Source organism: Acidovorax sp. SUPP950 (genome assembly GCF_030158935.1).
In the GTDB taxonomy this organism is placed as follows: Bacteria; Pseudomonadota; Gammaproteobacteria; order Burkholderiales; family Burkholderiaceae_C; genus Paracidovorax.
This window is the reverse complement of the sequence record NZ_BQXE01000002.1, coordinates 472114-497999: the sequence shown is the minus strand read 5'-3', so window position 1 is coordinate 497999 and position 25886 is coordinate 472114. Positions and strand designations below refer to the sequence as shown.

25 protein-coding genes are annotated in these 25886 nt (G+C 65.6%); 9 read left to right on the top strand and 16 right to left on the bottom strand.

The features are described from left to right. Positions 1-135: 135 nt before the first annotated feature. From AVME950_RS11390 to AVME950_RS11360, 7 genes are read right to left on the bottom strand one after another with little or no spacing between them, the layout of a single operon-like run. Complete coding sequence (locus AVME950_RS11390; RefSeq protein ID WP_284429911.1) at positions 136-681, bottom strand: shikimate kinase; 546 nt, start codon at positions 679-681, stop codon at positions 136-138. Further along, positions 663-2504: a beta strand repeat-containing protein gene (locus AVME950_RS11385; RefSeq protein WP_284429910.1), complete on the bottom strand. Its 1842-nt coding sequence runs from the start codon at positions 2502-2504 to the stop codon at positions 663-665. The genes AVME950_RS11390 and AVME950_RS11385 overlap by 19 nt, the downstream gene beginning before the upstream one ends. A 13-nt stretch (positions 2505-2517) precedes the next feature. Further along, complete coding sequence (locus tag AVME950_RS11380) at positions 2518-4659, bottom strand: type IV pilus secretin PilQ (protein WP_284429909.1); 2142 nt, start codon at positions 4657-4659, stop codon at positions 2518-2520. Next, entirely contained in the window at positions 4656-5195 is a 540-nt protein-coding gene (locus tag AVME950_RS11375; protein WP_272567557.1) for a pilus assembly protein PilP, read from the bottom strand. Before AVME950_RS11375 ends, AVME950_RS11380 begins: the two co-directional genes overlap by 4 nt. Further along, positions 5192-5866, bottom strand: a complete 675-nt coding sequence (locus AVME950_RS11370; protein WP_284396664.1) for a type IV pilus inner membrane component PilO — start codon at positions 5864-5866, stop codon at positions 5192-5194. The genes AVME950_RS11375 and AVME950_RS11370 overlap by 4 nt, the downstream gene beginning before the upstream one ends. Positions 5867-5868: 2 nt before the next feature. Further along, entirely contained in the window at positions 5869-6495 is a 627-nt protein-coding gene (locus AVME950_RS11365; protein ID WP_284410955.1) for a PilN domain-containing protein, read from the bottom strand. Continuing rightward, entirely contained in the window at positions 6492-7571 is a 1080-nt protein-coding gene (locus AVME950_RS11360) for a pilus assembly protein PilM (RefSeq protein ID WP_284429908.1), read from the bottom strand. Before AVME950_RS11360 ends, AVME950_RS11365 begins: the two co-directional genes overlap by 4 nt. 261 nt (positions 7572-7832) lie before the next feature. On the opposite strand from AVME950_RS11360, the gene AVME950_RS11355 reads away from it, so the two are divergent. Further along, the gene (locus AVME950_RS11355; RefSeq protein ID WP_284429907.1) at positions 7833-10220 is read left to right on the top strand and encodes a penicillin-binding protein 1A; all 2388 of its coding nucleotides are present in this window, start codon (positions 7833-7835) and stop codon (positions 10218-10220) included. A gap of 88 nt (positions 10221-10308) precedes the next feature. Here AVME950_RS11355 and cyaY read toward each other — a convergent pair whose 3' ends face one another. Next, positions 10309-10638 (bottom strand): iron donor protein CyaY, encoded by a 330-nt coding sequence (cyaY, locus tag AVME950_RS11350; RefSeq protein ID WP_272567550.1) that lies wholly within the window; start codon positions 10636-10638, stop codon positions 10309-10311. 12 nt (positions 10639-10650) lie between these two features. On the opposite strand from cyaY, the gene lptM reads away from it, so the two are divergent. The 3 genes from lptM to AVME950_RS11335 all read left to right on the top strand — a co-directional run bounded on the left by lptM (position 10651) and on the right by AVME950_RS11335 (position 13077). After that, positions 10651-10875: an LPS translocon maturation chaperone LptM gene (gene lptM, locus AVME950_RS11345; RefSeq protein ID WP_272567549.1), complete on the top strand. Its 225-nt coding sequence runs from the start codon at positions 10651-10653 to the stop codon at positions 10873-10875. Then, positions 10872-12155 (top strand): diaminopimelate decarboxylase, encoded by a 1284-nt coding sequence (gene lysA / locus AVME950_RS11340; protein ID WP_284429906.1) that lies wholly within the window; start codon positions 10872-10874, stop codon positions 12153-12155. The genes lptM and lysA overlap by 4 nt, the downstream gene beginning before the upstream one ends. Before the next feature lie 79 nt (positions 12156-12234). Beyond that, positions 12235-13077, top strand: coding sequence for an oxygen-binding di-iron domain-containing protein (locus AVME950_RS11335; RefSeq protein WP_272567546.1), 843 nt, complete (start codon positions 12235-12237; stop codon positions 13075-13077). 57 nt (positions 13078-13134) lie between these two features. Here AVME950_RS11335 and msrQ read toward each other — a convergent pair whose 3' ends face one another. The 5 genes from msrQ to AVME950_RS11310 form a co-directional block, all read right to left on the bottom strand. Further along, positions 13135-13755 carry a protein-methionine-sulfoxide reductase heme-binding subunit MsrQ gene (msrQ, locus tag AVME950_RS11330; RefSeq protein WP_284429905.1) on the bottom strand — a complete coding sequence of 207 codons (621 nt, stop codon included), beginning with the start codon at positions 13753-13755 and terminating at the stop codon, positions 13135-13137. A gap of 50 nt (positions 13756-13805) precedes the next feature. Beyond that, positions 13806-14801 (bottom strand): protein-methionine-sulfoxide reductase catalytic subunit MsrP, encoded by a 996-nt coding sequence (gene msrP / locus AVME950_RS11325; protein ID WP_284429904.1) that lies wholly within the window; start codon positions 14799-14801, stop codon positions 13806-13808. 71 nt (positions 14802-14872) lie between these two features. Beyond that, a complete protein-coding gene (gene ccsB / locus AVME950_RS11320; protein ID WP_284429903.1) occupies positions 14873-16243 on the bottom strand; it encodes a c-type cytochrome biogenesis protein CcsB in 1371 nt (456 codons plus the stop codon). Then, positions 16240-18414: a cytochrome c biogenesis protein ResB gene (locus tag AVME950_RS11315; protein WP_284429902.1), complete on the bottom strand. Its 2175-nt coding sequence runs from the start codon at positions 18412-18414 to the stop codon at positions 16240-16242. Before AVME950_RS11315 ends, ccsB begins: the two co-directional genes overlap by 4 nt. Positions 18415-18531: 117 nt before the next feature. Then, the gene (locus tag AVME950_RS11310; RefSeq protein WP_284425978.1) at positions 18532-19179 is read right to left on the bottom strand and encodes a c-type cytochrome; all 648 of its coding nucleotides are present in this window, start codon (positions 19177-19179) and stop codon (positions 18532-18534) included. Between the two features lie 84 nt (positions 19180-19263). On the opposite strand from AVME950_RS11310, the gene yihA reads away from it, so the two are divergent. After that, positions 19264-20004, top strand: coding sequence for a ribosome biogenesis GTP-binding protein YihA/YsxC (yihA, locus tag AVME950_RS11305; protein ID WP_284429901.1), 741 nt, complete (start codon positions 19264-19266; stop codon positions 20002-20004). A gap of 50 nt (positions 20005-20054) precedes the next feature. Then, positions 20055-20978 (top strand): alpha/beta fold hydrolase, encoded by a 924-nt coding sequence (locus AVME950_RS11300; RefSeq protein ID WP_284429900.1) that lies wholly within the window; start codon positions 20055-20057, stop codon positions 20976-20978. 53 nt (positions 20979-21031) lie between these two features. Here the strand turns inward: AVME950_RS11300 and AVME950_RS11295 are convergent, their stop codons facing one another. Both AVME950_RS11295 and AVME950_RS11290 read right to left on the bottom strand, forming a co-directional pair. After that, the gene (locus AVME950_RS11295; protein WP_284429899.1) at positions 21032-21904 is read right to left on the bottom strand and encodes a lysophospholipid acyltransferase family protein; all 873 of its coding nucleotides are present in this window, start codon (positions 21902-21904) and stop codon (positions 21032-21034) included. Further along, on the bottom strand, positions 21901-22752 hold the full coding sequence (locus AVME950_RS11290) for a lysophospholipid acyltransferase family protein (protein ID WP_284429898.1): 852 nt from the start codon (positions 22750-22752) through the stop codon (positions 21901-21903). Before AVME950_RS11290 ends, AVME950_RS11295 begins: the two co-directional genes overlap by 4 nt. 131 nt (positions 22753-22883) lie before the next feature. Between AVME950_RS11290 and metK the strand changes: the two genes are divergently transcribed. The 3 genes from metK to AVME950_RS11275 all read left to right on the top strand — a co-directional run bounded on the left by metK (position 22884) and on the right by AVME950_RS11275 (position 25037). After that, entirely contained in the window at positions 22884-24065 is a 1182-nt protein-coding gene (gene metK, locus AVME950_RS11285) for a methionine adenosyltransferase (protein ID WP_272567533.1), read from the top strand. Between the two features lie 326 nt (positions 24066-24391). Next, complete coding sequence (locus AVME950_RS11280) at positions 24392-24577, top strand: DUF1328 family protein (RefSeq protein WP_272567532.1); 186 nt, start codon at positions 24392-24394, stop codon at positions 24575-24577. A 13-nt stretch (positions 24578-24590) separates the two neighbouring features. Continuing rightward, complete coding sequence (locus AVME950_RS11275; RefSeq protein ID WP_284429897.1) at positions 24591-25037, top strand: hemerythrin domain-containing protein; 447 nt, start codon at positions 24591-24593, stop codon at positions 25035-25037. 50 nt (positions 25038-25087) lie between these two features. On the opposite strand, the gene AVME950_RS11270 is transcribed toward AVME950_RS11275, so the two are convergent. Continuing rightward, on the bottom strand, positions 25088-25768 hold the full coding sequence (locus AVME950_RS11270; protein WP_284429896.1) for an NUDIX hydrolase: 681 nt from the start codon (positions 25766-25768) through the stop codon (positions 25088-25090). Positions 25769-25886: the final 118 nt, after the last annotated feature.

Below are 25886 nucleotides of genomic sequence, written 5' to 3'. Positions count from 1 at the left end.
GATGGGAGAGGAAAAAGAGGCTCGCTGCACCAGCGCTGCCAGAGGCCAACGGGTGGACAGTATTGTTGCCGCGGGCATGCACCGTGCCGTCGGTGACCGGCGCGAAAGTGTGCAACCGTGGAAGCAGCGCCGCCGTCAGCCGACGGAGGCCAGTTCCAGTTGCATCGCGATGTGATTCACCAGCGCCGCGACGGTCTTGCCCCGCCCCGTGGACACCACATAGTGGGCCGTGGCCCGGTACAGCGCATCCCGCTGCTGATGCAGGTCCTTCAACCGGCCCAGCGGGTCCGCTCCCTGCAGCAGGGGGCGGGACGTGTCGTGCCGCACATGGCGAACGATGTCCTCGGGCGACGCGTCGAGATAGACCACCTTGCCATGCGCCCTGAGGCGGTCGCGGTTGGGCGCACGCAGCACGGCGCCGCCGCCCGTGGCCAGCACATGCGCCGGGCCCGCACTTCGACCCGCGGTCAGCTCATCGATCACCTGCTCTTCGATGTCGCGAAAGGCGGCTTCCCCCTCACGATCGAAAAAACCACGGATCGAGCAGCCGATGCGCTGCTCGATCACGTGGTCCGAATCGATGAAGGGAATCCCCAGCCGCCGGGCGAGTTGACGCCCGACGGTGGATTTCCCGGAGCCTGGTAGGCCGATGAGGTGGAGACTCAGTTGGGGTTGCTGCAACTGGTTGCTCTTCCGAAGGGGCTCACAACGGAAGCCGGAGGACTCGTTTTGTCTGTCAAGTCAGACACTGCGGCCCCTGCCACGAATGCAAAGAAGGAGCTGGATTCCGTCCCGGACACGATAGCCTTAGCCGCCAGTTCGAAATTCACCCAGAAGGCGTACTGCTGTCCGTAGGTCAACGTGAATTCGGCAGAGCCGGCCGCATCGGTCGTCACCGATGCAGGTGCAATCACTCCAGGCAAACCTGGCGTGAGTTGACCATTGCCATTGGTATCTTCGCCCGCATCCAGAATACCGTTGCGATTCGTGTCTTCGTTAAGACAAGAAATTACAGTACCTGCTTGGTTGTAGCCCCAAGCAGAGGCTGCATCGTTAAAGACCAAAGGCGAGCCTTTGAGATAGTTCGGAACCCAATAGGAAAGCGTCAGATTTTGATTCGCCACGGGTGCGCCGTTAGCATCGTTCACTTGAGCAGAGAACGTCTTGCGGTACGTCGTGTTCAGCTTTTCAACGGTGTTGTTGGCTGCGATCGTGATGAAAAGCGCTTGGCTGCTGATCGTGAGCGAAGACGTGGCCGTCACATTGGTGTTGGCAACGGTCGCACGAATCTGCACGCCGTTGGCGGCCGTGGACGTGGCACCAGAAATGAAGACGTCCGTCGCCAGGCCGTTGGCATCCGTGACGGCGGAGCCCGTCTTGATGCTGCCACCGCTCAGATCCTGCACTGCCGTGAAGAAAACGGTCTTGCCCTTGACGGCGTTGCCGGCGGCATCACGCACCGTGGCGCGCAACTGGACCTGGTTGGCGGAGCTGCCTGCCACGTTCGGGGGCAAAGCGGCGGAAGACGTCTGCAGCACCAGCGAGGCTGGCGTCGAAGCGATGAAATTCAGCGGCAGCGTGGTCACGGCACCGTTGTCCACCACCGCGCTGATCGTCGCCACGCCCACGGATGCGGCCGAAGCCTGGGTAGACGCAATGCCATTGGCATCGGTCGTCGCCTGGCTGGGAGACACCGAGCCGCGGGTGGTGCTGAACGAGATGACCTTGCCCGCCACACCGGCGCCGCCGGATGCGTAGCGCACGGAGACCGTCCGCGCCGTGTTGACCTCGACTTCGGTGTTGGCCGTGGGCGCCGAGAACGCGAAATCCACGCTGGTGACATTGATGGAAATCTGGGTCTGCGCACCGGCGCTCTGGATGGTCACCGTGTCCGTGCCGCTGCGCGTTGCCGCGTAAGCGAACGTCACAGCGCCATTGGCGTCCGTCGAAGTGCTGGCCATGGTGATGGCATTGCCCAGAGACGACGTGACGGCCACCGTGCTGGCGGCAATGGCCGCACCGCCGCTGTCCTTCACGCTCACTGCGAAATTGGTCGTGGCACCGGTCAGTAGAGACGACGAACCCGATGCGGTCAACGTGGTACCCGTCACCGGAATGGTGATGGATTTCGTGATCGATCCCGACTTCACCGTGACGGCGATGTCGCGGTTGGAACGGTCCGTGCCGGCGGTCAACACCGCCGTCGCCTTGCCGTCTGCAGCCGTGGTGCCCACGATGCTTGCCAGCGTGCCGCTGGATGCCGTGAACGACACCGCCTGTGCGGACAGCGCATTGTTGGCGGCGTCCTTCACCACGGCGGTCAACGTCAGGCCGGTCTTGTCGGCCGACGCCAAGCCCGTGGCAGACGTCAAGATTTCCACAGAGGCTGCCGTGCTGACCGGAGTCGTTCCTCCGGGCGTGGTGCCAGCGCTCCCCCCGCCGCCGCCGCAAGCAACCAGAGTGGCAGCCAGCGATAGGGCAATGATTTTGATGAATGACTTCATTATTTACCTATAGTTAACGAACTGGTCCGCGATCGGAAATGACCTTGGGTGTGATGAATACCAGCATTTCCCGCTTCGTGGATTCTTTGGTCCGGCTCTTGAAGAGGTTGCCCACCACCGGCACATCGCCCAGCACGGGAATTTTATTTTCCTGGTTGGTTTCTTCCATCTCGAAGATACCCCCGATCACCACGGTCCCGCCATTTTCGATCAACACCTGGGTCTTGATGTGCTTGGTGTCGATGGCCACGCCCTGCGTCGTGCTCTCGCCACGGCTGTCCTTGTTGACATCCAAATCAAGAATGATGTTGCCCTCCGGGGTGATCTGCGGCGTCACTTCCAGCTTCAACACCGCCTTCTTGAAGGCGATGGTGGTGGCGCCGTTGGGGGCCGTGACGGAATAGGGGTACTCGGTGCCCTGCTCGATCAAGGCTTTCGTCTGGTCTGCCGTGATCAAACGCGGGCTGGACACGATCTTGCCTTGGCCGTCGGCCTCCATGGCCGACAGCTCGAGGGTCAGGAAACGGTTGGCCGCCGAATTGAAGATGGACAGGGCAAACGAGCCCACCGCACTCGTCGTGGACAGCTGCGCCGGCAGATTGACGAACGTGCCTCCAGGATCGGTGGCCGTGGAACTGGCGCCGCTCGTGGACACGGCGTTGCTGTAGCTTGTGCCAAAAGCGACACGGTTGTTGCCACCGATGCCGTAGCCACCGTCGCCGCCGCGGCTGGCCCTCAGGTCAGACGCACCCAGCTTGACACCGAGCGATCGGCCGAAGGTGTCGCGCGCTTCGACAATCCGCGCTTCGATCATGACCTGGCGCACCGCCACATCCAGCGTCGACAGCAATTGCCGTACCTCTTCCAGCTTGCTCGGCGTGTCCGTCACGAAAAGCTGATTGGTTCGCGGCTCGGAGATCGCACTGCCCCGCTCGGACAGAAAGCGCGTGGACGTGCCATTGGTACCGCCGCTGTTCGTGCTGGTCGCCAGTTGGGTCACCATGTCGGCCGCCTTGGCGTAGTTCAACTGGAAGGCTTGCGTGCGCAGCGGCTCGAGCTTCTGGATCGCCAGCGCTGCCTCGTAGTCCTTCTTGGTGCGGGCGTCGATTTCGTCCTTGGGCGCGATCCAGAGGACCGTGCCGGACTTGCGCATGCCGAGACCCTTGGCGTCCATGATGATCTGCAGGGCCTGATCCCACGGCACGTCCTTCAGACGCAGCGTGAGCGCGCCGGTGACGGTGTCGGAGGTGACGATGTTGAAGTTCGTGAAGTCCGCAATCACCTGCAGCAACGAACGCACTTCGATGTTCTGGAAGTTGAGCGACAGTTTTTCGCCGCTGAACCCGGGGCCCTGCGTCAGCTTGCTCAGGTCCACCTTCTTCTGGCGGATTTCCACCACGAACTGGTTGTCGCTCTGGTAGGCGCTGTGCTCCCATTCGCCGATGGGATCGATGGTCATCCGAACACGCTCACCTTGCTGCGATGTCGTGACGATCTGCACCGGGGTGCCGAAGTCCGTCACATCCAGGCGGCGGCGCAAGCCCTCCGGCAGCGACGATTTCAGGAATTCGACCACCAGGCCCTTGCCTTGCTGACGCAGGTCCACGCCGACCTGGTTGTTGGCCAGGCCCACGATCACGCGGCCCGCGCCGTCACTGCCGCGGCGGAAGTCGAGGTCACGCAGGGGCAGGACATCGCTGTTGCGGTCTTCCGCGAAAACCGCCACCGGCGCCGGTTGCGCCGCCGCCGTGTTCGACACGGGCTCCAGTGCCACCATCAAGGACTTGCCCTGGATTTCGGCACGGTACGACGTGGGTTGCTTGAGGTTCAGGACGACGCGGGACCGGTCGCCTGCCTGCACGATGTTCACGGACTTCAGATTGCCTTGGTTGACTTCCACCAGCGACTTGCCTGTCGCATTGGTCGTCGCCGGAAAATCGAGCGCAATCCTGGCCGGGGCCTGAATGGCAAAACCGGTTGGCAGGGTGGAAAGGGGTTGCGACAAATCGATGCGTACCAATTCGGTCCCGCCCTGCATGACCCCCTGGACGGCTTCGATGGCGGTCTGGGCATAAGCCCAAGTGCTGCCCAGCGATGCCACAGCAGCCAACAACAACGCTCGATAGCGTGCACCAAAACTGTTTTTCTGAATCATTTCTTCCCCTCTTGGAGATCGAGCGTGGTTTGACGCTCTATCCAGTCACCCGTTGCATCCTGAACGATTTCCCGTAACTGAATGGCTGTTTCAGTGATTTGGGTAATCCTTCCATAATTCTGTCCAAGGTAATTGCCGACCCGAACCTGGTACAACAAGTTATCCACCTTGAGCAAGGCCGTCGGCGTGCCGGTTTTATTCAAACTGCCGACCATGGACATGGTATCCAGGGGATAAGCTTCCAAAGGCTCCTTGCGACGCGCCATTTCCGGCGCAATCAAGGTGGCGTTGGCCGCCAATTGGGTCGAATCGCGCCTGAGGGCCTGTGTCAATTTGATGGAATTGAAGGGATCCGTTGCTCCATCCGCCTGATAGTTCTGCGGCTGGAATTGCTTGGGTTCGGTAAGGGGGGTAATGCGCGGCTTGGTGTTGGCACGCAAATCCGTCATCCACTGGCGAAGCTCGTCCTGACCCGAAGATTCACAACCCATCAACGCCGCGCAGACTGCCAGCAAAGCGATGTGCCACATTCTCATTTCTTCGCTCCACCCGCTGCCTGGCGCTGCGCCTGAATTTCTTCAGGGTCCAGATAGCGGAACGTTCTCGCCGTGGCTTCCATCGTGAGGGTGCCGCCATCCTTGCCTGCAGGGAGGATGGAAATATTATTCAGCGTCACGATCCGGGAAAGATTGGCAATATCAGCGGCAAATGCACCGATATCATGGTATCGGCCGGTCACTCTAATAGAAATCGGCAACTCCGCATAATAATCCCTGACCACGATCTGGCCCGGCTTGAACGATTCGAACTGCAAACTGCGACCCAGGCCTGCCTGATTGATATCAGACAAAAGAGCCGCCATCTCCGCCTTGCTCGGCAACTGCTTTTCCAGCTGGATCACATACTGCTGCACCTGCTCGCGCTGCTTCTTGAGCGCGTCCAGACTCACGGCCTTCACGAGCTTCTTTTCATAATCGGCGCGCAAGGTGAGTTCCTTGGCCTGCTCGGCTTCCAGCTCCGCCTCGTACTCATTCAGCTTGAAGAACCACAGGAAGGTAGCGATGCCCGCCGCGATGGCGATGCAAAGCAGGATTCTCGGCAGCACCGGCCACAGAGAAGGATCTTTGGGATCGAGGTTGCGGAACTGCCGCTGCAAGCTGGACTGCAGCGCCACAAAGTCCACGGAGGACGCTTTTTTCGTTGCCATGATCACTTTCCAACCGCTTTGGGCGCAGTGGCAGGGGTACTTGCAGCGCCAATGGCTTTTTGCGCCTCGCTCGTGCGCATCAGCCGAAACCGGAGGTTGAAGGAGGCCACGCGGCGCTGCTCCCTCGGGTTCAGCGCGATGTTGGCCGCAACGATCTCTACCAATTCGGGCTTGGAGAACCACGGTGTGTTGTCGGCCAGATTGCGCAGCATCTCCGACACACGCTCGTTCGATTGCGCCATCCCCTGCATCGTGATCACCTGGTCGACTTGCTTGAGATTGGTAACGTAAACCCCATCTGGCAGCTGTTGAACCAGTTCATTGAGCAAGTGCACCGGCAGATTGCGATCCGACTGCAAGTCTTCCACCGCCTTCTGGCGCGCACGAAGGGCCGCGATTTCTTCTTCGATGGTCGCGATTTCCTTGATCTGGCCTTCCAGAACCTTGATCTCGCTTTGCAGGAACGTGTTCTTGTCCTGCTGGGCGGTGATCACCATCTGGTACCACCAGTAGATGCCGCCGGCAATGGCAAGCCCCACCAGAAAAGACGCGAACATCGTCGCCTGGAACGATTCCTTGCGGCGTTTTCGGGCCGCCTCGCGATGGGGAAGCAGGTTGATGAGAATCACTGCAGGAACCTCCGCATGGCCAGACCACATGACGTGAGGTAGGAAGGCGCCTCGCGCACCATCTTCTTCAATCGCACGGCGCTTCCGATTTCCATGCCGTCGAACGGGTTGATGGCGGTGCAGGCACAGCCTGAATGCTGGGTCACAGCCTCGGTCAAGCCAGGCAGTGGCGCGGAGCCGCCCGCGAGCATGATGTGATCGACCCGGTTGTAGGGCGTGCTGGTGAAGAAGAACTGCAGCGCACGGCCGATTTCCTGCGCCATGCTTTCCACGAAGGGACGCAGCACGGCCGACTGGTAGTCGTCCGGAAGGTCACCGCTGCGCTTCTTGCCTTCGGCCTCTTCCAGCGAGAACCCGTATTGCCGCACGATCAATTGCGTCAGCTGCGCTCCCCCGAAGGCCTGGTCGCGGTCGTACAGCACTTCGTCGTTGCGAAGCACCTGCATGCTGGTGGTCAATGCGCCGACCTCGAACAGCGCGACCAAAGCATCGTTGCCGTGGTTGGGCAGCGCTTCGATCAGGCGCCCCGCAGCCAGCCGGGAGGCATGCGATTCGATGTCGACGATCACGGGCTTGAGGCCCGCCGCTTCGGCCAGGCCCTGGCGGTCCTGCACCTTTTCACGGCGCGACGCCGCGATCAGCACATCGACATCGCCGGGCGAGCTCTTGCTGGGGCCGACCACGCAGAAGTCCAGGCTCACTTCATCGAGCGAGAACGGAATGTACTGGTTGGCTTCGGATTCCACCTGCACTTCCAGCTCCTGCTCGGACATGCCGCCGGGCAGGGTGATGCGCTTGGTGATGACGGCCGATGGCGGCAAGGCCAATGCCACGTTTTTCGTGCGGGTGCCGCTCTTCTTGACCAGCCGGCGCAGGGCCTCGGCGACCTCATCGAATTTTTCGATGTTGCCGTCGGTGATCCAACCGCGCTCCAACTGCTCGATCGCACATCGCTCCAGTACCAGCCCTCCCGCCTTGTCGCGCCCCAACTCCACCAGCTTGACGCTCGAGGAACTGATGTCGATACCCAGCAGTGGCGCGGACTGGCGACTGAACAAAGACCCCAAAGAGATCAAGATTAGCCCCCGTAACTTGCCAATTTGACGCAACAAAACTTAACACTTCACATGAATGCTATCAGTAAGGTTGCAGGCCAGCCAAGAGTTTTACGGCGCTGTTACGGACCGAACGTTGTCAAAAGCACACGCTCATTTGCCACCTCTTCCGATACCGATTTTCATGCGCCTGTGGTATAGGTGCGCCACCCTTTGGCGTGATTTGGCAGACGGGTGAGGCCCATATTTTTATAATGGCCGGTTGCTCTCTCCTGGAACGCTATGCCGTCATCACCTACCGACAAGACCCCCAACCCGAATCCGCCGAAACGGCCGGCATGGTGGCGCTGGATTGTCCGAAGCGCAGCGTGGTTGCTCGGGCTGGCGGCGGCCGGCGCCGTGGGCGTGGCGCTCACGATCGCCGTGGCGCTGGCGGTGGCTTACCCCAACCTGCCGGACATTTCGGACTTGGCGGACTATCGGCCCAAGCTGCCAATGCGGGTCTACTCGGTCGAAGGCGCTTTGCTGGGCGAGTTCGGCGAGGAACGGCGCAACCTCACTCCCATTCAGGACATCCCCAAGGTCATGACCAACGCGGTGCTGGCCATCGAAGACGCACGCTTCTTCCAGCATGGTGGCGTGGACTACAAGGGCGTGGTGCGCGCAGCGCTGGCCAACATGGGCCGTGTGAAGAGCCAGGGTGCCTCGACGATCACGATGCAGGTGGCCCGGAACGTTTACTTGTCATCCGAGAAAACATTTACCCGAAAAATTTACGAAATATTACTAACCTTCAAATTGGAGCACCTGCTGACCAAGAACCAGATTCTCGAGATCTACATGAATCAGATTTATCTCGGAAACAGGGCATACGGTTTTGCGGCAGCTTCGGAGGCTTATTTCGGCAAGCCCCTGCAGAACATCTCCATCGCAGAGGCCGCCATGCTGGCCGGGCTGCCCAAGGCCCCCTCGGCCTACAACCCCATCAGCAACCCCAAGCGCGCCCGCATCCGGCAGCTGTACATCATCGACCGCATGCAGGAGAACGGTTTCATCACCGCGCAGGAGGCCGCCGCCGCCAAGGAAGAGGACCTGAAGATCCGCTCCGGCCCGGATTCCACCCGCATCCACGCCGAATACGTGGCAGAAATGGCCCGCCAGCTCATCTTCGCCCAATACGGCAACGAGGCCTACACCCGCGGCCTCAACGTCTACACGACCCTCAATGCCGGCGACCAGGAAGCCGCGTACGTCGCCTTGCGCAAGGGCATCATGGATTACGAACGCCGCCAGCACTACCGCGGGCCCGAGAAGTTCGTGGCCCTGCCCACCAATGCCCAGGAAGCCGAGGACGTGATCGACGACACCCTCGCCCTGCATCCCGACAACGGGGACGTGATGTCGGCGGTGGTGCTGGAGGTGACGCCCAAGAAGATCGTGGCGGCGCGCGCCAGCGGCGAGCCGATCGAGATCACCGGCGACGGGCTGAAGCCGGCCCAGTCGGGCCTGAGCGACAAGGCGCCGCCGAACGTCAAGATTCGCCGCGGCGCCGTGATCCGCGTGATCCAGACCCCCAAGAAGACCTGGGACATCACCCAGCTGCCGGAAGTCGAGGGCGCCCTGGTGGCGGTCGATCCGCGCACCGGCGCGATCAAGGCCCTGGTGGGCGGCTTCGATTTCGACAAGAACAAGTTCAACCATGTGACGCAGGCATGGCGCCAGCCAGGGTCGAGCTTCAAGCCGTTCATCTACTCGGCCGCGCTGGAAAAAGGCTTCACGCCGGCCACCGTGGTGAACGATGCCCCGCTGTTCTTCAGCGCCGGCGTCACGGGCGGCCAGCCCTGGGAACCCAAGAACTACGACGGCAAGTACGACGGCCCGATGACCTTGCGCACCGCGCTGGCGCGCTCCAAGAACGTGGTGTCCATCCGCGTCCTGCAGGCTGTCGGCCCCAAGAACGGCCAGGAATGGGTATCCAAATTCGGCTTCGACGCCGAAAAGCACCCGCCCTACCTGACCATGGCGCTGGGCGCGGGGTCGGTCACGCCCATGCAGATGGTGTCGGCCTATTCGGTGTTCGCCAACGGCGGCTACCGCGTGAACCCCTACCTGATCAGCCGCGTCACCGACCACAAGGGCCGCATCCTGTCGGACTTCCAGCCGCCGGCCACCTCCGACAACCCCCGTGCAATCGATGCGCGCAACGCCTTCGTGATGGACAGCCTGCTGCAGGAAGTCACCCGCTCCGGCACGGCGGCGCGTGCACAGGCCACGCTCAAGCGCCCCGACCTGTACGGCAAGACCGGCACGACCAACGATGCCGTCGATGCCTGGTTCGCCGGTTTCCAGCCCACGGTGGCTGCAGTGACCTGGATCGGCTACGACACGCCCCGCAACCTGGGCAGCCGCGAAACCGGCGGCGGGCTGAGCCTGCCGATCTGGATCAGCTTCATGGAGCGCGCGCTCAAGGGCGTCCCGGTGGCCGAGCCCACCGTGCCGCCCGGCGTGGTGAACGTGGGCGGAGAATGGTTCTATGAGGAGTTCGCCCGCAACGCGGGTGTCGCCAGCGTGGGCATGGAAGATGCCTCCGCCGCCGTGCCCGGATCACCGCCGCAGGCCCCCCCGCCGACCGAGGAGCGCAACCGGATCCTGGATCTGTTCCGCAATTGACCCCATGGACCGCCGGCACGCGGTCCCGCCAAAAAAAGCCCTTGCGCGGCCATTGCGCAAGGGCTTTTTTGTTACAGACCGAAGGCGCTCAGGGCGCGAACGACAGCGCCAGTCCCGACTGCTCGCTGGCGCTGCGGTCCAGGGCTTCGAAGAACTCGCCCGCCCCCTTGGTGTCCATCCAGCGCTGGCCGTCGAACCGGTAGTGGTAGCCGCCGGACTGCGCGGCCAGCCAGATTTCGTGCAGCGGCTTTTGCAGGTTGATGACGATCTGGCTGCCGTTCTGGAACGCGATGGTCACCATGCCTCCGGAGCGTTGTGCGTCCAGGTCGGCGTCCGAGGTGTCGTTGATGCGATCGCAGCCTTGCTCGACAGCGAGCAGGAGCTTTTCCGCGTGGTCCAGGAATTCGAGGTCAGTCATTAGAATCGGCGGATGTTGAGAGCATCGCAAATTCTAGTCAGGACGCTTGCCCTTGCTGCGAGTGCGGCGGCCCTGTCGGGCTGCGGCCAGCGCGGCCCGCTGTACCTGCCCACCGACCCCGCTGCCAGCCAGCGGGCCACCCTGCCCCAGACGCTGGACCCGATGCGCGACACGCCCACGCCAGCGCCGATCGTCCCCACCGCCCCCTCCCGTTCCGCTTCCTCCCCGACTCCATGACCTTGCCTGCCCTGCCCGGCCATCCCCACATCGCCTACCGCGGCGACGCACTGTTCATCGAACAACTCCCCCTGGCCGACCTGGCGCGGCAGCACGGCACGCCGCTGTACGTCTATTCGCAAGCGTCCATGCTGGACGCGCTGGCCGCCTACCAGCGCGGCTTTGCCGGCCGCCAGGTGCAGATCTGCTACGCCATGAAGGCGAACTCGTCGCTGGCGGTACTGCAGCTTTTCGCGCGCCAGGGCTGCGGTTTCGACATCGTGTCCGGTGGCGAGCTGGAACGCGTGCTGACCGCCGGCGGCGATCCGCGCAAGATCATCTTTTCCGGCGTCGGCAAGACACGGGCCGAGATGCGGCAGGCCCTGCAGGCCGGCATCGGCTGCTTCAACGTCGAGAGCGAGTCCGAACTGGACGTGCTGAGCGAAGTGGCCGTGGCCTTCGGCACGAAGGCGCCGATCAGCATCCGCGTCAATCCCAATGTGGACCCGAAGACGCATCCCTACATTTCCACCGGGCTCAAGGGCAACAAGTTCGGCGTGGCACACGAGCGCATCGTCGCGGCCTACCAGCACGCCGCGTCGCTGCCGGGGCTGAAGGTGGCCGGCATCGACTTCCACATCGGCTCGCAGATCACCGACGAGACACCCTACCTCGACGCAACCGATCGACTGCTCGACCTGATCGAGGAGATCGAGGCCGCAGGCATTCCGATCCACCACATCGACTTCGGCGGCGGCCTGGGCATCGACTACAACGGCGACACGCCACCGGCCGCCGATGCGCTGTGGGCCAAGCTGCTGGCCAAGCTGGATGCGCGCGGCTTCGGCGACCGCCATTTCATGATCGAGCCCGGCCGCTCGCTGGTGGGCAATGCCGGGGTGTGCGTGACCGAGGTGCTGTACGTGAAGCCCGGCGAGCAGAAGAACTTCTGCATCGTCGATGCGGCCATGAACGACCTGCCGCGCCCCGCGATGTACCAGGCGTTCCACGCCATCGTGCCGGTGCAGGCGGCCGCGGCCGGCGCAGCGGCCGGGGTGTATGACGTGGTGGGCCCGGTCTGCGAGAGCGGCGACTGGATCGGCCGCGACCGCACGCTGGCGGTGCAGCCGGGCGACTACCTGGCCGTGCTGTCGGCCGGCGCGTACTGCAGCTCGATGGGCAGCAACTACAACACGCGCGCCCGCCCGGCCGAAGTGCTGGTGGATGGCACGCAGGCCCACCTGATCCGCGCGCGCGAATCGGCGGCCGACACCTTCCGCCACGAGAAACTGGTGGGCTGACTGGCCAACGCTTGATTCGCATCAAGCCCTGGGCACGGGGGGCGGCCTACATTGGCATTTTTCAAGAATGCTGCATGCCATGGCCCTGGAACCGCTGGAACTGTACCGAGACAAGCACCACGCCTGCCTGATGTTCTCCGACCTCATCGAGGAGGACGGGCAGGCCGTTCAGGCCAATCAATTCCTGATCGTGGACGGCGACACGGGCGCCATCATCGACCCGGGCGGCAATCTCGCCTTCAACGAGCTGTTCATGGGAATGTCCAAGCATTTCCCGCCGCACAAGCTGTCGTACCTGATCGCCTCGCATGCCGACCCGGACATCATCGCCTCGCTCGACCGCTGGATGACCAGCACCAAAGCCACGCTGGTGATCTCGCGCGTGTGGGAGCGCTTCGCGCCGCATTTCACCAAGGTCGGCAAGACGGAGAACCGGGTGATCGGCGTGCCAGACGGCGGCGGCCACCTGCCGCTGGGGCGGCACGAGCTGGTGCTTCTGCCAGCGCACTTCATGCACTCCGAGGGCAACTTCCACTTCTACGACCCGGTCAGCCGCATCCTCTTCACGGGGGACCTGGGCGTGTCGATGACCTCGGGCACCGAGGCGCGCGAGCCCGTGACCGATCTGGCGCCGCACATTCCGCGCATGGAAGGGTTCCACCGCCGCTACATGGTGTCCAACAAGATCCTGCGGCTGTGGGTGCGCATGGTGCGGCAGATGGACATCGCCATGCTGGTGCCCCAGCACGGCGCGCCGATCATGGGGCCGAAGGCCATCGGCGATTTCTTCGACTGGATCGAGAACCTGATGTGCGGCATCGACCTGTTCGACGACCGGGCCTACCAGTTCCCCACGGCCTTCATCGACCCGGCCACCCGGCAGGTGCGTCCGGCCCTGCACGCCGTGCAGGGGCGATCCTAGCCAAAAAGGCCTCCAGCACAATCAATACTAGGGCATATTGCTATTATTTTAATAGCATCATGCCGTGCGGGCGGCCACCGGGCGCCGGGCGTAGCGCTTCCACACGCGCCAGCCCAGCAGCGTGCCCAGGATGGCCGCGTACACCGCCACCTCGGCGAAGTTGTTCTTGCCCGCGCGCATCCAGAAAAAGTGCAGCAGCGCCAGCCCCGCGACCGCATAGACGATGCGGTGCAGCGCCTGCCAGCGCTTGGCGCCCAGCCAGCGGATGGCGCGATTGAACGACGTGGCCGCCAGCAGCGTGAGCAGCACGACGGCCAGCGTGCCCACCAGGATGAAAGGCCGCTTGCCGATGTCGTACACGATCTCCGGCCAGTCGAAGCCCATGTCCAGCCAGGCGTAGGCCATGAGGTGCAACACCGCATAGAAATACACGAACAGCCCCAGCATGCGCCGAAAGCGCGCCAGGGCCGGCGTGCCCGTGATGACGCGCAGCGGCGTCACCGCCAGCGCCAGGCACAGGGCCCGCAGCGCCCAGTCGCCACTCTCGCGGATCAGCGCCTCGGCCGGGTTGGGGCCGAGCCGGTCGGTGGCGGCGCCGAACACCAGCCACGCCAGCGGCAGCAGGCACAGGGCGAACACCGCCGGCTTGGCGGCGGGATGCATCAGCAGTTTTTTCATGGCGGCGGCCCTCGAAGGCGCTGGCGGCGGGATGTCGGACTCGGGGCGGGTCAGTAGAACTTCTTCAGGTCCATGCCGGCGTACAGCGAGGCCACCTGGGCCTCGTAGCCGTTGAACATCAGCGTCTTGCGCTTCTTGGCGAACAGGCCGTCCTCGCCGATGCGCCGCTCGGTGGCCTGGCTCCAGCGCGGGTGGTCCACGTTCGGGTTCACGTTGGAATAAAAGCCGTATTCCTGCTTGGCGGCCTTGTTCCAGGCCGTGCCCGGCTCCTTGTCGGTCAGGCGGATCTTGACGATGCTCTTGGCACTCTTGAAGCCGTACTTCCAGGGCACCACCAGCCGCACCGGCGCGCCGTTCTGGTTGGGCAGCACCTCGCCGTACATGCCGAAGGTGAGCAGCGTGAGCGGGTGCATGGCCTCGTCCATGCGCAGCCCCTCGGTGTAGGGCCAGTCGAGCACGGCGGAGCCGACGAAGGGCATGGTCTTCTTGTCGGCCAGCGTGACGAACTCCACGTACTTGGCACTGCCCTGCGGCTCCACGCGCTTGAGCAGCTCGGCCAGCGAGTAGCCCACCCACGGAATCACCATGGACCAGCCCTCGACGCAGCGCAGGCGGTAGATGCGCTCTTCCTGGGCGCTGAGCTTGATGAGGTCCTCGATGCCGAACTTGCCCGGCTTGTTGACCAGCCCCTCGACCTCGACCGTCCAGGGCGTGGTCTTCAGGGTGTGGGCGTTGCGGGCCGGGTCGGCCTTGTCCACGCCGAACTCGTAGTAGTTGTTGTAGGTGCTGGCGTCCTTGTAGTCGGTCACCTTTTCCATGGTGTTGGCGCCCGCCACCGCCGATTTGCCGCCGGCCAGGGCCGCCAGTTTGCCCGGACGCGTGGCCTGGGCGCCGGCATCGCGCGCGGCCCAGGTGGCCAGGGCCGCCCCGGCAGCGCCGCCGGCCATGAGCTTGATGAGGTCGCGCCGGCCTTCGTAGACGGCGCGGGGGGTGATTTCGCTGCTGGCGGCGTGGATGAAGCCGTTGTCTCTGCGGGGAATCGGCATGGGGAATCCTTGTGGTTCGGGGGGACGATGCCGGTTATACGCGCACCGGCCCCGAAAGGATTCATTGTGGGCTACAACGTTCCGTAGCTGTGCAGCCCCGACAGCCACATGTTCACGCCCAGGAAGGCGAATGTGGTCACACCCAGCCCCACCAGCGCCCACCAGGCGGACACGGTGCCGCGCAGGCCCTTCATCAGTCGCATGTGCAGCCAGGCCGCGTAGTTGAGCCACACGATCAGCGCCCAAGTCTCCTTGGGGTCCCAGCTCCAGTAGCCGCCCCAGGCCTCGGCCGCCCAGAGCGCGCCCAGCACCGTGGCGATGGTGAAAAAGGCGAAGCCCACGGCGATGGCCTTGTACATGACATCGTCCAGCACCTCGAACGACGGTAGACGGGCCGCGATGCGCCGGCGCCCGAGCAGGATGCCCGCCACGATGAACGCCGACACGCCGAAATACACCATCCAGTAGGCGCCGCCGTTCTCGGTGGCGCCCTGGCGGAACACGATGGGCTCGAAGCACAGCACCACGCCCAGCAGCCACAGGGGCGCGAGCTTGTACCAGCGCGTCTCGCCGGCCTGCTGCTTGACGAGGTAGGCGAACGCCACCATGGCCGACAGCGCGAAGGTGCCGTAGCCGATGAAGTTGGCGGGCACGTGCAGCTTCATCCACCAGCTCTTCAGTGCCGGCACCAGGGGCTGGATCTCGTGCGCCTCGCGCACCACGGTGTACCAGAGCAAAAAGCCCACGGCGGCGCTGACCACCAGCATGACGAAGCCGCCCAGCGCGCGGGTCTCGTACTGCGCCTCGTAATAGAGGTAGAAGGCCGCGGTCATCCAGCAAAACAGCACGAACACCTCGTACAGGTTGCTCACCGGGATGTGGCCCACGTCGGCGCCGATGAGGTAGCTCTCGTACCAGCGCACCAGCGTGCCGATGAGCGCCATGCCGATGCCCACCCACGCCAGGCGCGAGCCCAGCAGCGACAGGGTGCGGCCCTCGCCGCGGGAGAACATGCCGATCCAGTAGAACGCCGTGCTCATGAAGAACAGCATGCTCATCCACAGGATGGCCGACTGGCTGGACAGGAAATACTTGAGGCCGAACACCGTGTCGGCGCGCGCCAGGCTGCCAGCGCCGTCCTGCTGGTACAGGCCGATGGCCGCCAGGGCGAAGGCGGCCACCACGACCATCAGCACCCGCAGCGGCCGCCAGAACCAGCCCAGCCACACGGTGCAGGGAATGGCGCCCAGCAGGATGCCTTTTTCGTAGACATCCATGAACGCGCCGTAGCGCTGCAGCGCGAACAGCCCGCCCGCCGCGACCAACGCAGCGAAGACCCAGTCGAAGGCATTGCGCCGGACCAGGAACCCCTCGTTCAGGGTGATGGTGCGGTCGGCGCGATTCGTGCGATCGCGGGCAGTGTCCGTGGCGGCGGTGTTCATGCGGTGTCTCCGTGGGGCCGCGCCCCGATGAGTTTGTCGGTGAGCCGGGCGAACTCGCGGTCGCCGTCCAGGGTCTTGCGGTTGCTCGACAGCGCCATGGTGGCCTGGGCGCCCCCGTCCTGGGGCACCAGCCACACCCACAGGCGCCGTTCGCGCACGTAGAGCATCGAAAACACGCCGATGATCAGCAGCGCGCAGCCAAGGTACACGATGTTCTTGCCCGGCGCGCGGGCCACCTGGAAGACACTCGCCTGCACCTGGGTGAAGTCCTTGAGCTCGAACGCCAGGGGCACGGGGTAGGCCTGCGCGTCGCTGAGCGACAGCACCGCCTGCGTCATGAACGCCTGGGTGGCATCGCTCTGCGCCAGGGGTTTGAGGCCCGCACGCTCGCGCGTGAGCTGGGCCAGCTCGAACAGCGCGCCGTTCAGGATGCGGATCAGCACCTCGCCCGCCCGCTCGCGTTCGGCCGGCGGCACGTTGGCCTCCATGAAGTCCGAGATCGCCTGCAGGCCGCCGCGGCCCGGCGCACCGCCCTTGCCCGGGGTGGCGCCTGCCGCGCCGGCGTCCGCCCCGGCAAAGAGCGACAAGGCGCGCACGGTCGACTGCGCCAGCTGCTCGGCCAGCTCGGGGCGCGCGGGGTCCACCGCCTTGGCCACATACCGGCGCACCGCCTGCTCGCGCAGCGCCGGATCGGCCAGCGCCACGCGCATGCGCACGAAGCCCTGCATGCTGCCCTGGTCGTCCACCGGAATGCGCAGGAAGCGAAACGGCTCGGACGGCGTGTCGCGCACGCCGAGCAGGAAGACGGGCTGCCCGTCGCCCGCGTCCAGCGGCAGCATGTAGTTGTGGAATTCGCGCGCCTGGCCCGCCGCGTCGCGCAGCTTGTAGCTCACGCTGGGGCCGATGTTGCGCAGCTCCTTGCGGGTCACGGTCTTGTTGCCCGCGCCCAGGCGCGCCTCGATGGCCTGGCGCAGGTCCACCTTGCGCACGTCCGCGCCGGAGGTGACGGCGCCGGTGTCGGTGAAGTTCTCGACGTTGATGGTGCGCAGCGCGGTGAACTCCAGCGTGAACGGCTGGCCCGCGGCGCTGGCGGTGAGCGGCGTGGAACTGCCCACCACGCCCTCCACGTCGAAGGGTGCTATGCCGGGCGCAAGCGGCACCGCGCGCAGCTGCAGGCGCGAGCCGCCGTCGTCGAAGCTCGACTGGTAGATCTCGATGCCGCGGTAGCTCGCCGGGTGGTTGACCTCCACGCGCGCGGGCGTGGCCTCGCCCGTGGCCTTGTCGTGGATGACGATCTCGCTCGCGAAGAGCTTGGGCATGCCGGTGGAGTAGTGCTCGACGATGAACTTCTTGAGCTCGATGGCGAAGGGCAGCTCCTGCAGCAGCACGCCGTCGGACTGGTTCAGGATGGCGGTGCTCGACTGCGTGCCCTCGGCCACCAGCAGATTGCCGCGGAAGGTCGGGTTGCGCTCGGACAGGCGGTGCTCGGGCCGGACCTCGGAGATCAATCCGCCGCCGTTGTACGGCGTCTTGCCGCCCAGCCACATCTGCGCGCGCACGACCAAGTCGCCGTCCAGCAGGCCGCCCACGCACACCAGCACGATGGCGCTGTGCGCCGCGATGTAGCCGATCTTGTTGGCCGCACCCGCCTTGGCCGCCACCATCCAGCCCGTTCCAGGCCCGGCCGGCGTGGTGCGCTGCTGCAGCCGCACCTTCCAGCCGCCGCCGGCCAGCATGTCGCCGATGCGGCGCGCGGCGGCCTCGGGGGTTTCGCCGGGCAGCGGCCCTTTGGCCCGCAGCCCGAAGGCCTCCAGGCTTTGCTCGCGAACGTTTTCCTTGTAGTTGCGCACGTCGGCCAGGTAGCGCGGGCCGTTGCGCGCGATGCACAGCGAGGTGCTCGCCACCAGGAACGCCAGGATCAGCAGGAACCACCACGCGCTGTACACCGCGTTGAGCTTGAGCGCCATGAACAGCTCGGCCCAGAACGGCCCGAACTGGTTCACGTAGTTGGCGGCGGGTTCGTGCTGCTTGAGCACCGTGCCGATCACCGAGGCGATGCAGATCACCGTCAGCAGCGAGATCGCGAAGCGCATGGACGACAGCAGTTCCACCGCCGCGCGCATGGCCTGCGAGCGGGTGTGGATGCGGATGCCGTGGGTGGTTTCAGACATGGACGAAAGACAAAAGGGCGGGCCATCCGTTCAGATGGACCCGCCCGTCTTGGGTGTGATTATCGGCGGTTGGTTCAGGGGCGCGGCACGGTGGCCGGCCCGGGGGATTGACCCAGGTCAACGCAGGCCAGCGATGTAGTCGGCGACGGCCTTGATCTCGCGGTCGTTGAGCTTGGCGGCGACCTGCGTCATCTGCAGGCTGTTGCTGCGCACGCCGTCGCGGAAGGCGACGAGCTGCGCGGCGGTGTAGTCGGCGTGCTGGCCCGACAGGCGGGGGTACTGCACCGGAATGCCCGCGCCGTTGGGACTGTGGCAGCCGGCGCAGGCGGCGATGTTGCGGTCGGCGATGCCGCCGCGGTAGATGCGCTCGCCCAGGGCGACGAGTTCCTTGTCCTTGGCGAAGCCCGGCTTGGCCTGCTTGGACGCCACCCACCAGGCGATGTTGCGCATGTCGTCATCGGACAGGGCCGAGGCGAAGCCCTTCATGACGGGGTTGTTGCGCTTGCCGGACTTGAACTCCTGCAACTGCTTGACGAGGTATTCGGGGTGCTGCTGGGCCAGCTTGGGGTTGATGGCGATGGCGGAGTTGCCGTCGGCCGCGTGGCAGGCAACGCACACGGCCGTGAAGGTGGCCTCACCCTTGGCCAGATCCGGCTTGGCGGGTTTTTGCGCCGCGGCAGCGGGGGCGGCCCCCTGAGAAAAAGCCGGGAAAGCAGCAACTGCCAGCACGGCAGCCATCAGCATGGGAGCAAGCAATTTCTTCATATCGAGGGTTCTTGTGTTATGGGCGCAAAACGGCGCGATTCTACAATGCGACCCCCTGGCCCTCTATCCTTGGTAACCCCCGTTATGACGACTACATCACATGCGCCAGTTGCTGGCTCCCTCCCGCCCGCACCGGACGCCAAAGTCGCCATGGGGTGGATGCACACCACGCGGTTCCTGACGACGGCGGCGCAACTGCACCACCTGCCCCCCATCGAGGTGCCCGAGATCGCCTTCGTCGGCCGCTCCAATGCCGGAAAGTCCACCTGCATCAACACGCTCACGCAGCAAAAGCAGCTGGCCTTCGCCTCCAAGAAGCCCGGTCGCACGCAGCACATCAATTTGTTCTCGCTGGGCAAGCAGGGCGTGACCGACGCCGTGCTGGCCGACCTGCCCGGCTACGGCTACGCCGCCGTGTCGCGCTCGGACAAGATCCGCTGGCAGCAGGTGATGCTGAGCTACCTGGTCACCCGCCAGAGCCTGACCGGCATCGTGCTGCTGTGCGACCCGCGCCTGGGCCTGACCGAGCTGGACGAGGCACTGCTGGAGGCCGTGCGCCCGCGCGTCGAATCGGGCCTGAAATTCCTGGTGCTGCTCACCAAGGCCGACAAGCTCACCCGCGCCGAACAGGCCAAGGTGCTGTCCATCACGCGACTGCAGGCCGGCGGCGGCGAGGTCAAGATGTTCTCGGCCCTCAAGAAGCAAGGGGTGGACGAGGTGGCGCAACTGCTGTGGCAGTGGTCCCATCCGGTGGCCGGCCCGTCGCCCGATGCGCAGGACGGCACCGAAGAGGCGCCCCTGGACGAGGATTCGGAAGACAACTAGGCGCCCGCGCAGACAGGTCATGCGCGGGCTGCGATCCAAGGCAGAGCACCATGATCGACACCATTGCGCACGCCCTGCCCCACGGCACCACGCTGCACTGCCGCACCCGCGGCGAGCGCGGCCGCCCGGTGCTGCTGTTCCTGCACGGGTTTCCCGAAGGCGCCTTCATCTGGGATGCGCTGCTGGAGCACTTCGCCGACCCGGCCCACGGCGGCTACCGCTGCGTGGCGCCCTGGCTGCGCGGCTTCGCGCCATCGAGCGCCCCGCCGGACGTGGCCGCCTACCGCGCCAAGCACCTGGTGCAGGACATCACGGCCCTGATCGCGGCCGAATGCGGCAACTCGCAGCCCCTGGCCGCGCTGATCGCGCACGACTGGGGCGGCGCAGTGGCCTGGAACCTGGCCAACCAGCGGCCTGAGCTGATGCAGCGGCTGGTGATCGTCAATTCGCCGCACCCGGGCACGTTCCTGCGCGAGCTGCAGAACAACCCGGCCCAGCAGGCGGCCAGCCAGTACATGCACTTTCTCTGCCGGCCGGACGCCGAGGCGCTGCTTGCGGCCGACGACTTCCGGCGCCTGTTCGGCTTTTTCGACCGGGCCGACGGCACGGCGCCCGCGTGGCTCACCCCCAAGGTGCGCGACCAGTACCGCGCCACCTGGGGCGCCGGCCTGACGGGCCCGTGCAACTACTACCGCGCCAGCCCGCTGCGCCCGCCGCGCGAGGGCGATCCCGCCGCCGGCGCGCTCACCCTGCCGGATTCGATGCTCACCGTGAACGTGCCCACCCGCGTGGTCTGGGGCCTGGACGACCCGGCCCTGCTGCCCGGGCTGCTGCAGGGGCTCGCGCAGTGGGTGCCTTCGCTCACCCGCACCGAGGTGCCGGGCGCCTCGCACTGGATCGTGCACGAGCAGCCGGCGGCGGTGATCCGGGCCATCACCGAAAGCCTGACGCCCCAAACGCTACAAAATCAATAGCAATACAGGCAATCAAACCGCCGGCGTGGCAACGATTCGGCTAGAAACTGCTTTTATTTTTGGTACACCGAAGGCTCGCCATCCGGGCGCGACTTGAAGCGCTTGTGCACCCAGTAGTACTGGCCCGGCATGGTGTCGATCCACTGCTGCAGCTCGCGGTTCATGCGGGCCGTGTCGGCCTCCAGGTCGTCGGTGGGAAAGTGCTCCCACGCCGGCATCATCTCGGCGCTGTAGCCGGTGGGGGTCAGGCGGCCCACCAGCGGCACGACCTTGGCGCGGCCCAGGCGGGCGAAGCGCGACAGCGAGGGGATCGTCGCCGCGCGCACGCCATAGAACGGCACGAAGACCGACTCGCTCGGGCCGAAGTCCATGTCCGGCAGCAAATACAGCAGCCCGCCCTTGCGCAGCCCGCTCAGGATGGGCTTGACGCCGTCGCCCCGGTTGAGCATGCGCACGTTGCCGAAGCGCTGGCGGCCCGCGAACAGCCAGGCGTCCACGGCCGGATCCGGGTGCGGCGTAAAGATCGAGGTGAAGGCCCGGTCGGTCTGCAGGGTGAGCGCCGTGCCCGCCGCATCCATGCCGAGGAAATGCGGCGCGAAGATGATGGTGGGCGCATCGCCGTCCAGCTCGTGCAGCGCGCCGTGGATGGTGAGCCGCTTTTCGACCACCGCGCGCGGCGCCATCCACAGCCAGCTGCGGTCCAGCCAGGTCTGGCAAAAGCGCACGAAGGTCTCGCGGGCCCAGGCGCGCCGCTGGGCGGGGGACGCATCGGGAAAGCACAGCTCCAGATTGCGCAGCGCCACCTTGCGGCGCGGCGCGGCCAGCCGGTACAGCACCTGGCCGATCGCCCAGCCCAGGCCGCGCAGCACCGGCAGCGGCAGGCGGGCCAGCACGCCCATCAGCCACACGTTCATGCGGCCCGTCATGCCGCGGCCCCTGCGGCGTGCGCTTCGGCCCGCGGCTGCTTGTAGCGGGCATAGCCCCACAGGTACTGGTCGGGCCTCTGGCGGATGGTGCGCTCCATCGCCTGGTTGATCTGCAGCACGGCCGCGTCAAGGTCTTCGGACAGGGGCACGGACAACTCCTCGAAATGCAAGACATAGCCGCGGCCGGCGCCCAGCCGCTCGCAGCGCGCCAGCACCACGGCGGCGCCCGTCTGCTGCGCCAGCCGCGCGGCCAGGGTCATGGTGTAGGCCTCGCGGCCGAAGAACGGCGACCACACGCCCTGGCCCTGCGGCGGGACTTGGTCGGGCAGCAGGCCCACGGCCTCGCCGCGGCGCAGCGCCTTGATCATCTGGCGCACGCCCGTCAGCGCCGTGGGCACCGCGCGGATGCCGGGTCGGTTGCGCGCGGTGGCCATCACGCCGGCCAGCCAGGGCTGGCGCGCGGGGCGGTACAGGATGGTGATGGGTCCGCGCTCGGCGGCCCAGCGCTGGGCCGCGGCCTGCACCGACAGCTCGAAGCAGCCCAGGTGCGGCGTGAGAAAGACGATGCCCTTGCCCGCGCCCCAGGCACGCTCGACCGCGGCGGCGTTCTCGATGCGGCACGGCGTCTGCTCGCGCAGCCACAGGCGGGGCAGTTCGGCCGCCATGCGGCCGGCGTGGCCCACGGCCGCACGCACCTGTCCGAACGAATAGCCGGCCCGCGCCGCGTTCTCGCGAAAGCGCCGCCGGTAGGTGGGCGAGAGGCAGAAAACCAGCCAGCCCGCGGCCGCGCCGAGGGCATGGGCGAGCCAGAGCGGAAGCCGGGAAAGGAAACGGAAAAGGGTTGGCATTAAAATGGCGCGGTCGCTGAGTTAAATGAGCAACTTGCAGGGCGACGTAAAACAAATCTGCTAAAGCGTTCGCCAAAGCTCCCAAGGCTGAGGGCAACGCCCAAAATGCCGGAACACAGGAGTTTATTCAAATGGCGAACGATTTCCTTTTCACCTCCGAATCCGTCTCGGAAGGCCACCCCGACAAGGTCGCCGACCAGATTTCCGACGCGATTCTGGACGCGATCTTCAAGCAGGACCCCCGCAGCCGCGTGGCGGCCGAGACCCTCACCAACACCGGGCTGGTGGTGCTGGCGGGCGAGATCACCACCAACGCGCACGTGGACTACATCCAGATCGCGCGCGACACCATCAAGCGCATCGGCTACGACAACACCGACTACGGCATCGATTACAAGGGCTGCGCGGTGCTGGTGGCCTATGACAAGCAGAGCAACGACATCGCCCAGGGCGTGGACCAGGCGAGCGACGACCACCTGAACACCGGCGCCGGCGACCAGGGCCTGATGTTCGGCTACGCCTGCGACGAGACGCCCGAGCTGATGCCCGCGCCCATCTACTACGCCCACCGCCTGGTCGAGCGCCAGGCCCAGCTGCGCAAGGACGGGCGCCTGCCCTTCCTGCGGCCCGACGCCAAGAGCCAGGTCACGATGCGCTACGTGGACGGCAAGCCCCACAGCATCGACACCGTGGTGCTCTCCACCCAGCACCACCCCGACCAGAGCGAGACCTCCACCAAGATGAAGGCCAGCTTCACCGAGGCCATCATCGAGGAGATCATCAAGCCCGTGCTGCCCAGCGAGTGGCTCCAGGACACCAAGTACCTGATCAACCCCACCGGCCGATTCGTCATCGGCGGCCCGCAAGGCGATTGCGGCCTGACCGGCCGCAAGATCATCGTGGACACCTACGGCGGTGCCTGCCCCCACGGCGGCGGCGCGTTCAGCGGCAAGGACCCGACGAAGGTGGACCGCTCGGCCGCCTACGCCGCGCGCTACGTGGCCAAGAACATCGTCGCCGCGGGCCTGGCGCGCCAGTGCCAGATCCAGGTGGCCTATGCCATCGGCGTGGCCCGCCCCATGAACGTGACGGTGTACACCGAAGGCACGGGCGTGATCCCGGACGACCAGATCGCCAAGCTGGTGCAGGAGCACTTCGACCTGCGCCCCAAGGGGATCATCCAGATGCTCGACCTGCTGCGCCCCATCTACGAAAAGACCGCCGCCTACGGCCACTTCGGCCGCGAAGAGCCCGAGTTCACCTGGGAGAAGACGGACAAAGCAGCGGCACTGCGTGCCGCTGCCGGGCTGTAAGCCCGCCACGCGACCAGCGTGGTTGGGCCGGGCTTCGGCAAAGACTCGTATCGCACAGCGATGCGAAGGCCCACCGGGCCGGCCGGAGCCAAAAGACCGACAAGGCCGCTGCACTGCGGGCGGCCGCCGGGTGCTGAGCCCCTGAGGGCGCCAGGGCGGCGCCCGCCGGCGGGGCAATGCCGCCGTGCGAACGGCAGGCGCCCACCGCATCGGCCCCCTCCTACGCCCATGCCCCGCCCCGGCCGACGGGTGGGGCGCTTCCATGGCACTTATCGTCCTTGCATCCACCATCCAGTGCATGCACTGACTTTTCTAGGAGCTCTGCCATGCTGAAGTACGCCATCGTTTTCGCCATCATTTCCCTCATCGCCGGCGCGCTGGGGTTCACCGGGGTCGCCGCGGGCGCTGCCGGCATCGCGAAGATCCTGTTCTTCATCTTCCTGGTGATCGCCGTGGTGTTCGTTGTGCTGGCCGTGCTGGGCATCGGCGCGGCACGCAAGGCACTCAAGTGAAGGGGCCGCGCGCATGAACATCTTCGAAGCCCTGCGCGAAAGCCACGAGCGGCAGCGCGACATGGTCCGCCAGGTGGAGGCCACCAGCGGCGACACCCCGGAGCGGCACGAGCGGTTCATCGAGCTCAAGCGAGAACTGGCGGCCCATGAGCTGGCCGAAGACCGCCACTTCTACCGGCCGCTCATGGAGCACGATGCCGGCATCGACCTGTCGCGCCACGCCATCGCGGAGCACCATGCCCTGGACGAACTGGTCGAAGACCTGGAGGCCGCCGACCCCGGCAGCTCCGCCTGGCTGGCGGTGGCCAAAAAACTGGGCGAGAAGGTGCGGCACCATCTGGAGGAAGAGGAACACCGGTTCTTCCAGATGGCCGGCAAGCTGCTCACCGAAAAGCAGAAGACCGAACTGGCGAAGCAGTACCTGCAAACCTACGACGAAGCCAAGGCGGTCGCCGCCTGAGATGCGTCTTGCTCCGTTCGTCCCAAGCCCCGCAAGGGGCTTTTTTCTGTTCAGAGCGCGCGGGACGACAGTGCCAGGGCCTTGCGGAACGCGGGGCGCAGGCGGTACATCTGCGCGGGCCGGTGGGCACCGCCCTGCACCAGGCCGGGCACGGGTTCGAGCATGTCCAGCTCGTCCATCTTGCGGCGAAAGCTCACCTTGTTGAGCGGCTCGCCCAGCACCGCCTCGTACACCGCCTGCAACTGCGGCAGGGTGAACGCGTCGCCGCACAAATGCACGGGCATCGAGGAATACAGGCTCTTGCTGCGCACGCGCGCCAGCGCCGCATCCACCATGGCGCGGTGGTCGAACGGCAGGGGCGGCAAGGCATCGACCGGCACCAGCTTCACTCCCTGCCGGGGCGGGATGCCCTGGAGCGCCTCGCCAGGCACCAGCGCGCAATAGGCCACCGCCAGCGACCAGCCCCGCGGGTCGCGCGCCAGGCCCGAGAACGTGGCGAGCTGCTCCAGGTAAGGGCTTTGCAGGCCGGCCTTCTCGCGCAGCACGCGCGCGGCGCTGGCCTGGGCATCGGCATCGTCCTGCGCATGGATGTAGCCCCCCGGCAAAGCCCACGCGCCGGCATAGGGGGCCTTGTCGCGGCGCACGAGCAGCGCGTGGAGGGCGCCATCCTGCAGCGTGAGCAGCACGGTATCCACGGTGCAGATGACGGTGGGCGAAGCGGCGGAGGACATCGAGGGGATGGTTATGTGCAGGATTGGACGAACGAGCCTACCACTCCCGGAATGCCGATGCCACCCATCCAGTCACGTCGACCGGTTTTTCATTTCCTGACAATGCCTTTCGGTCCAC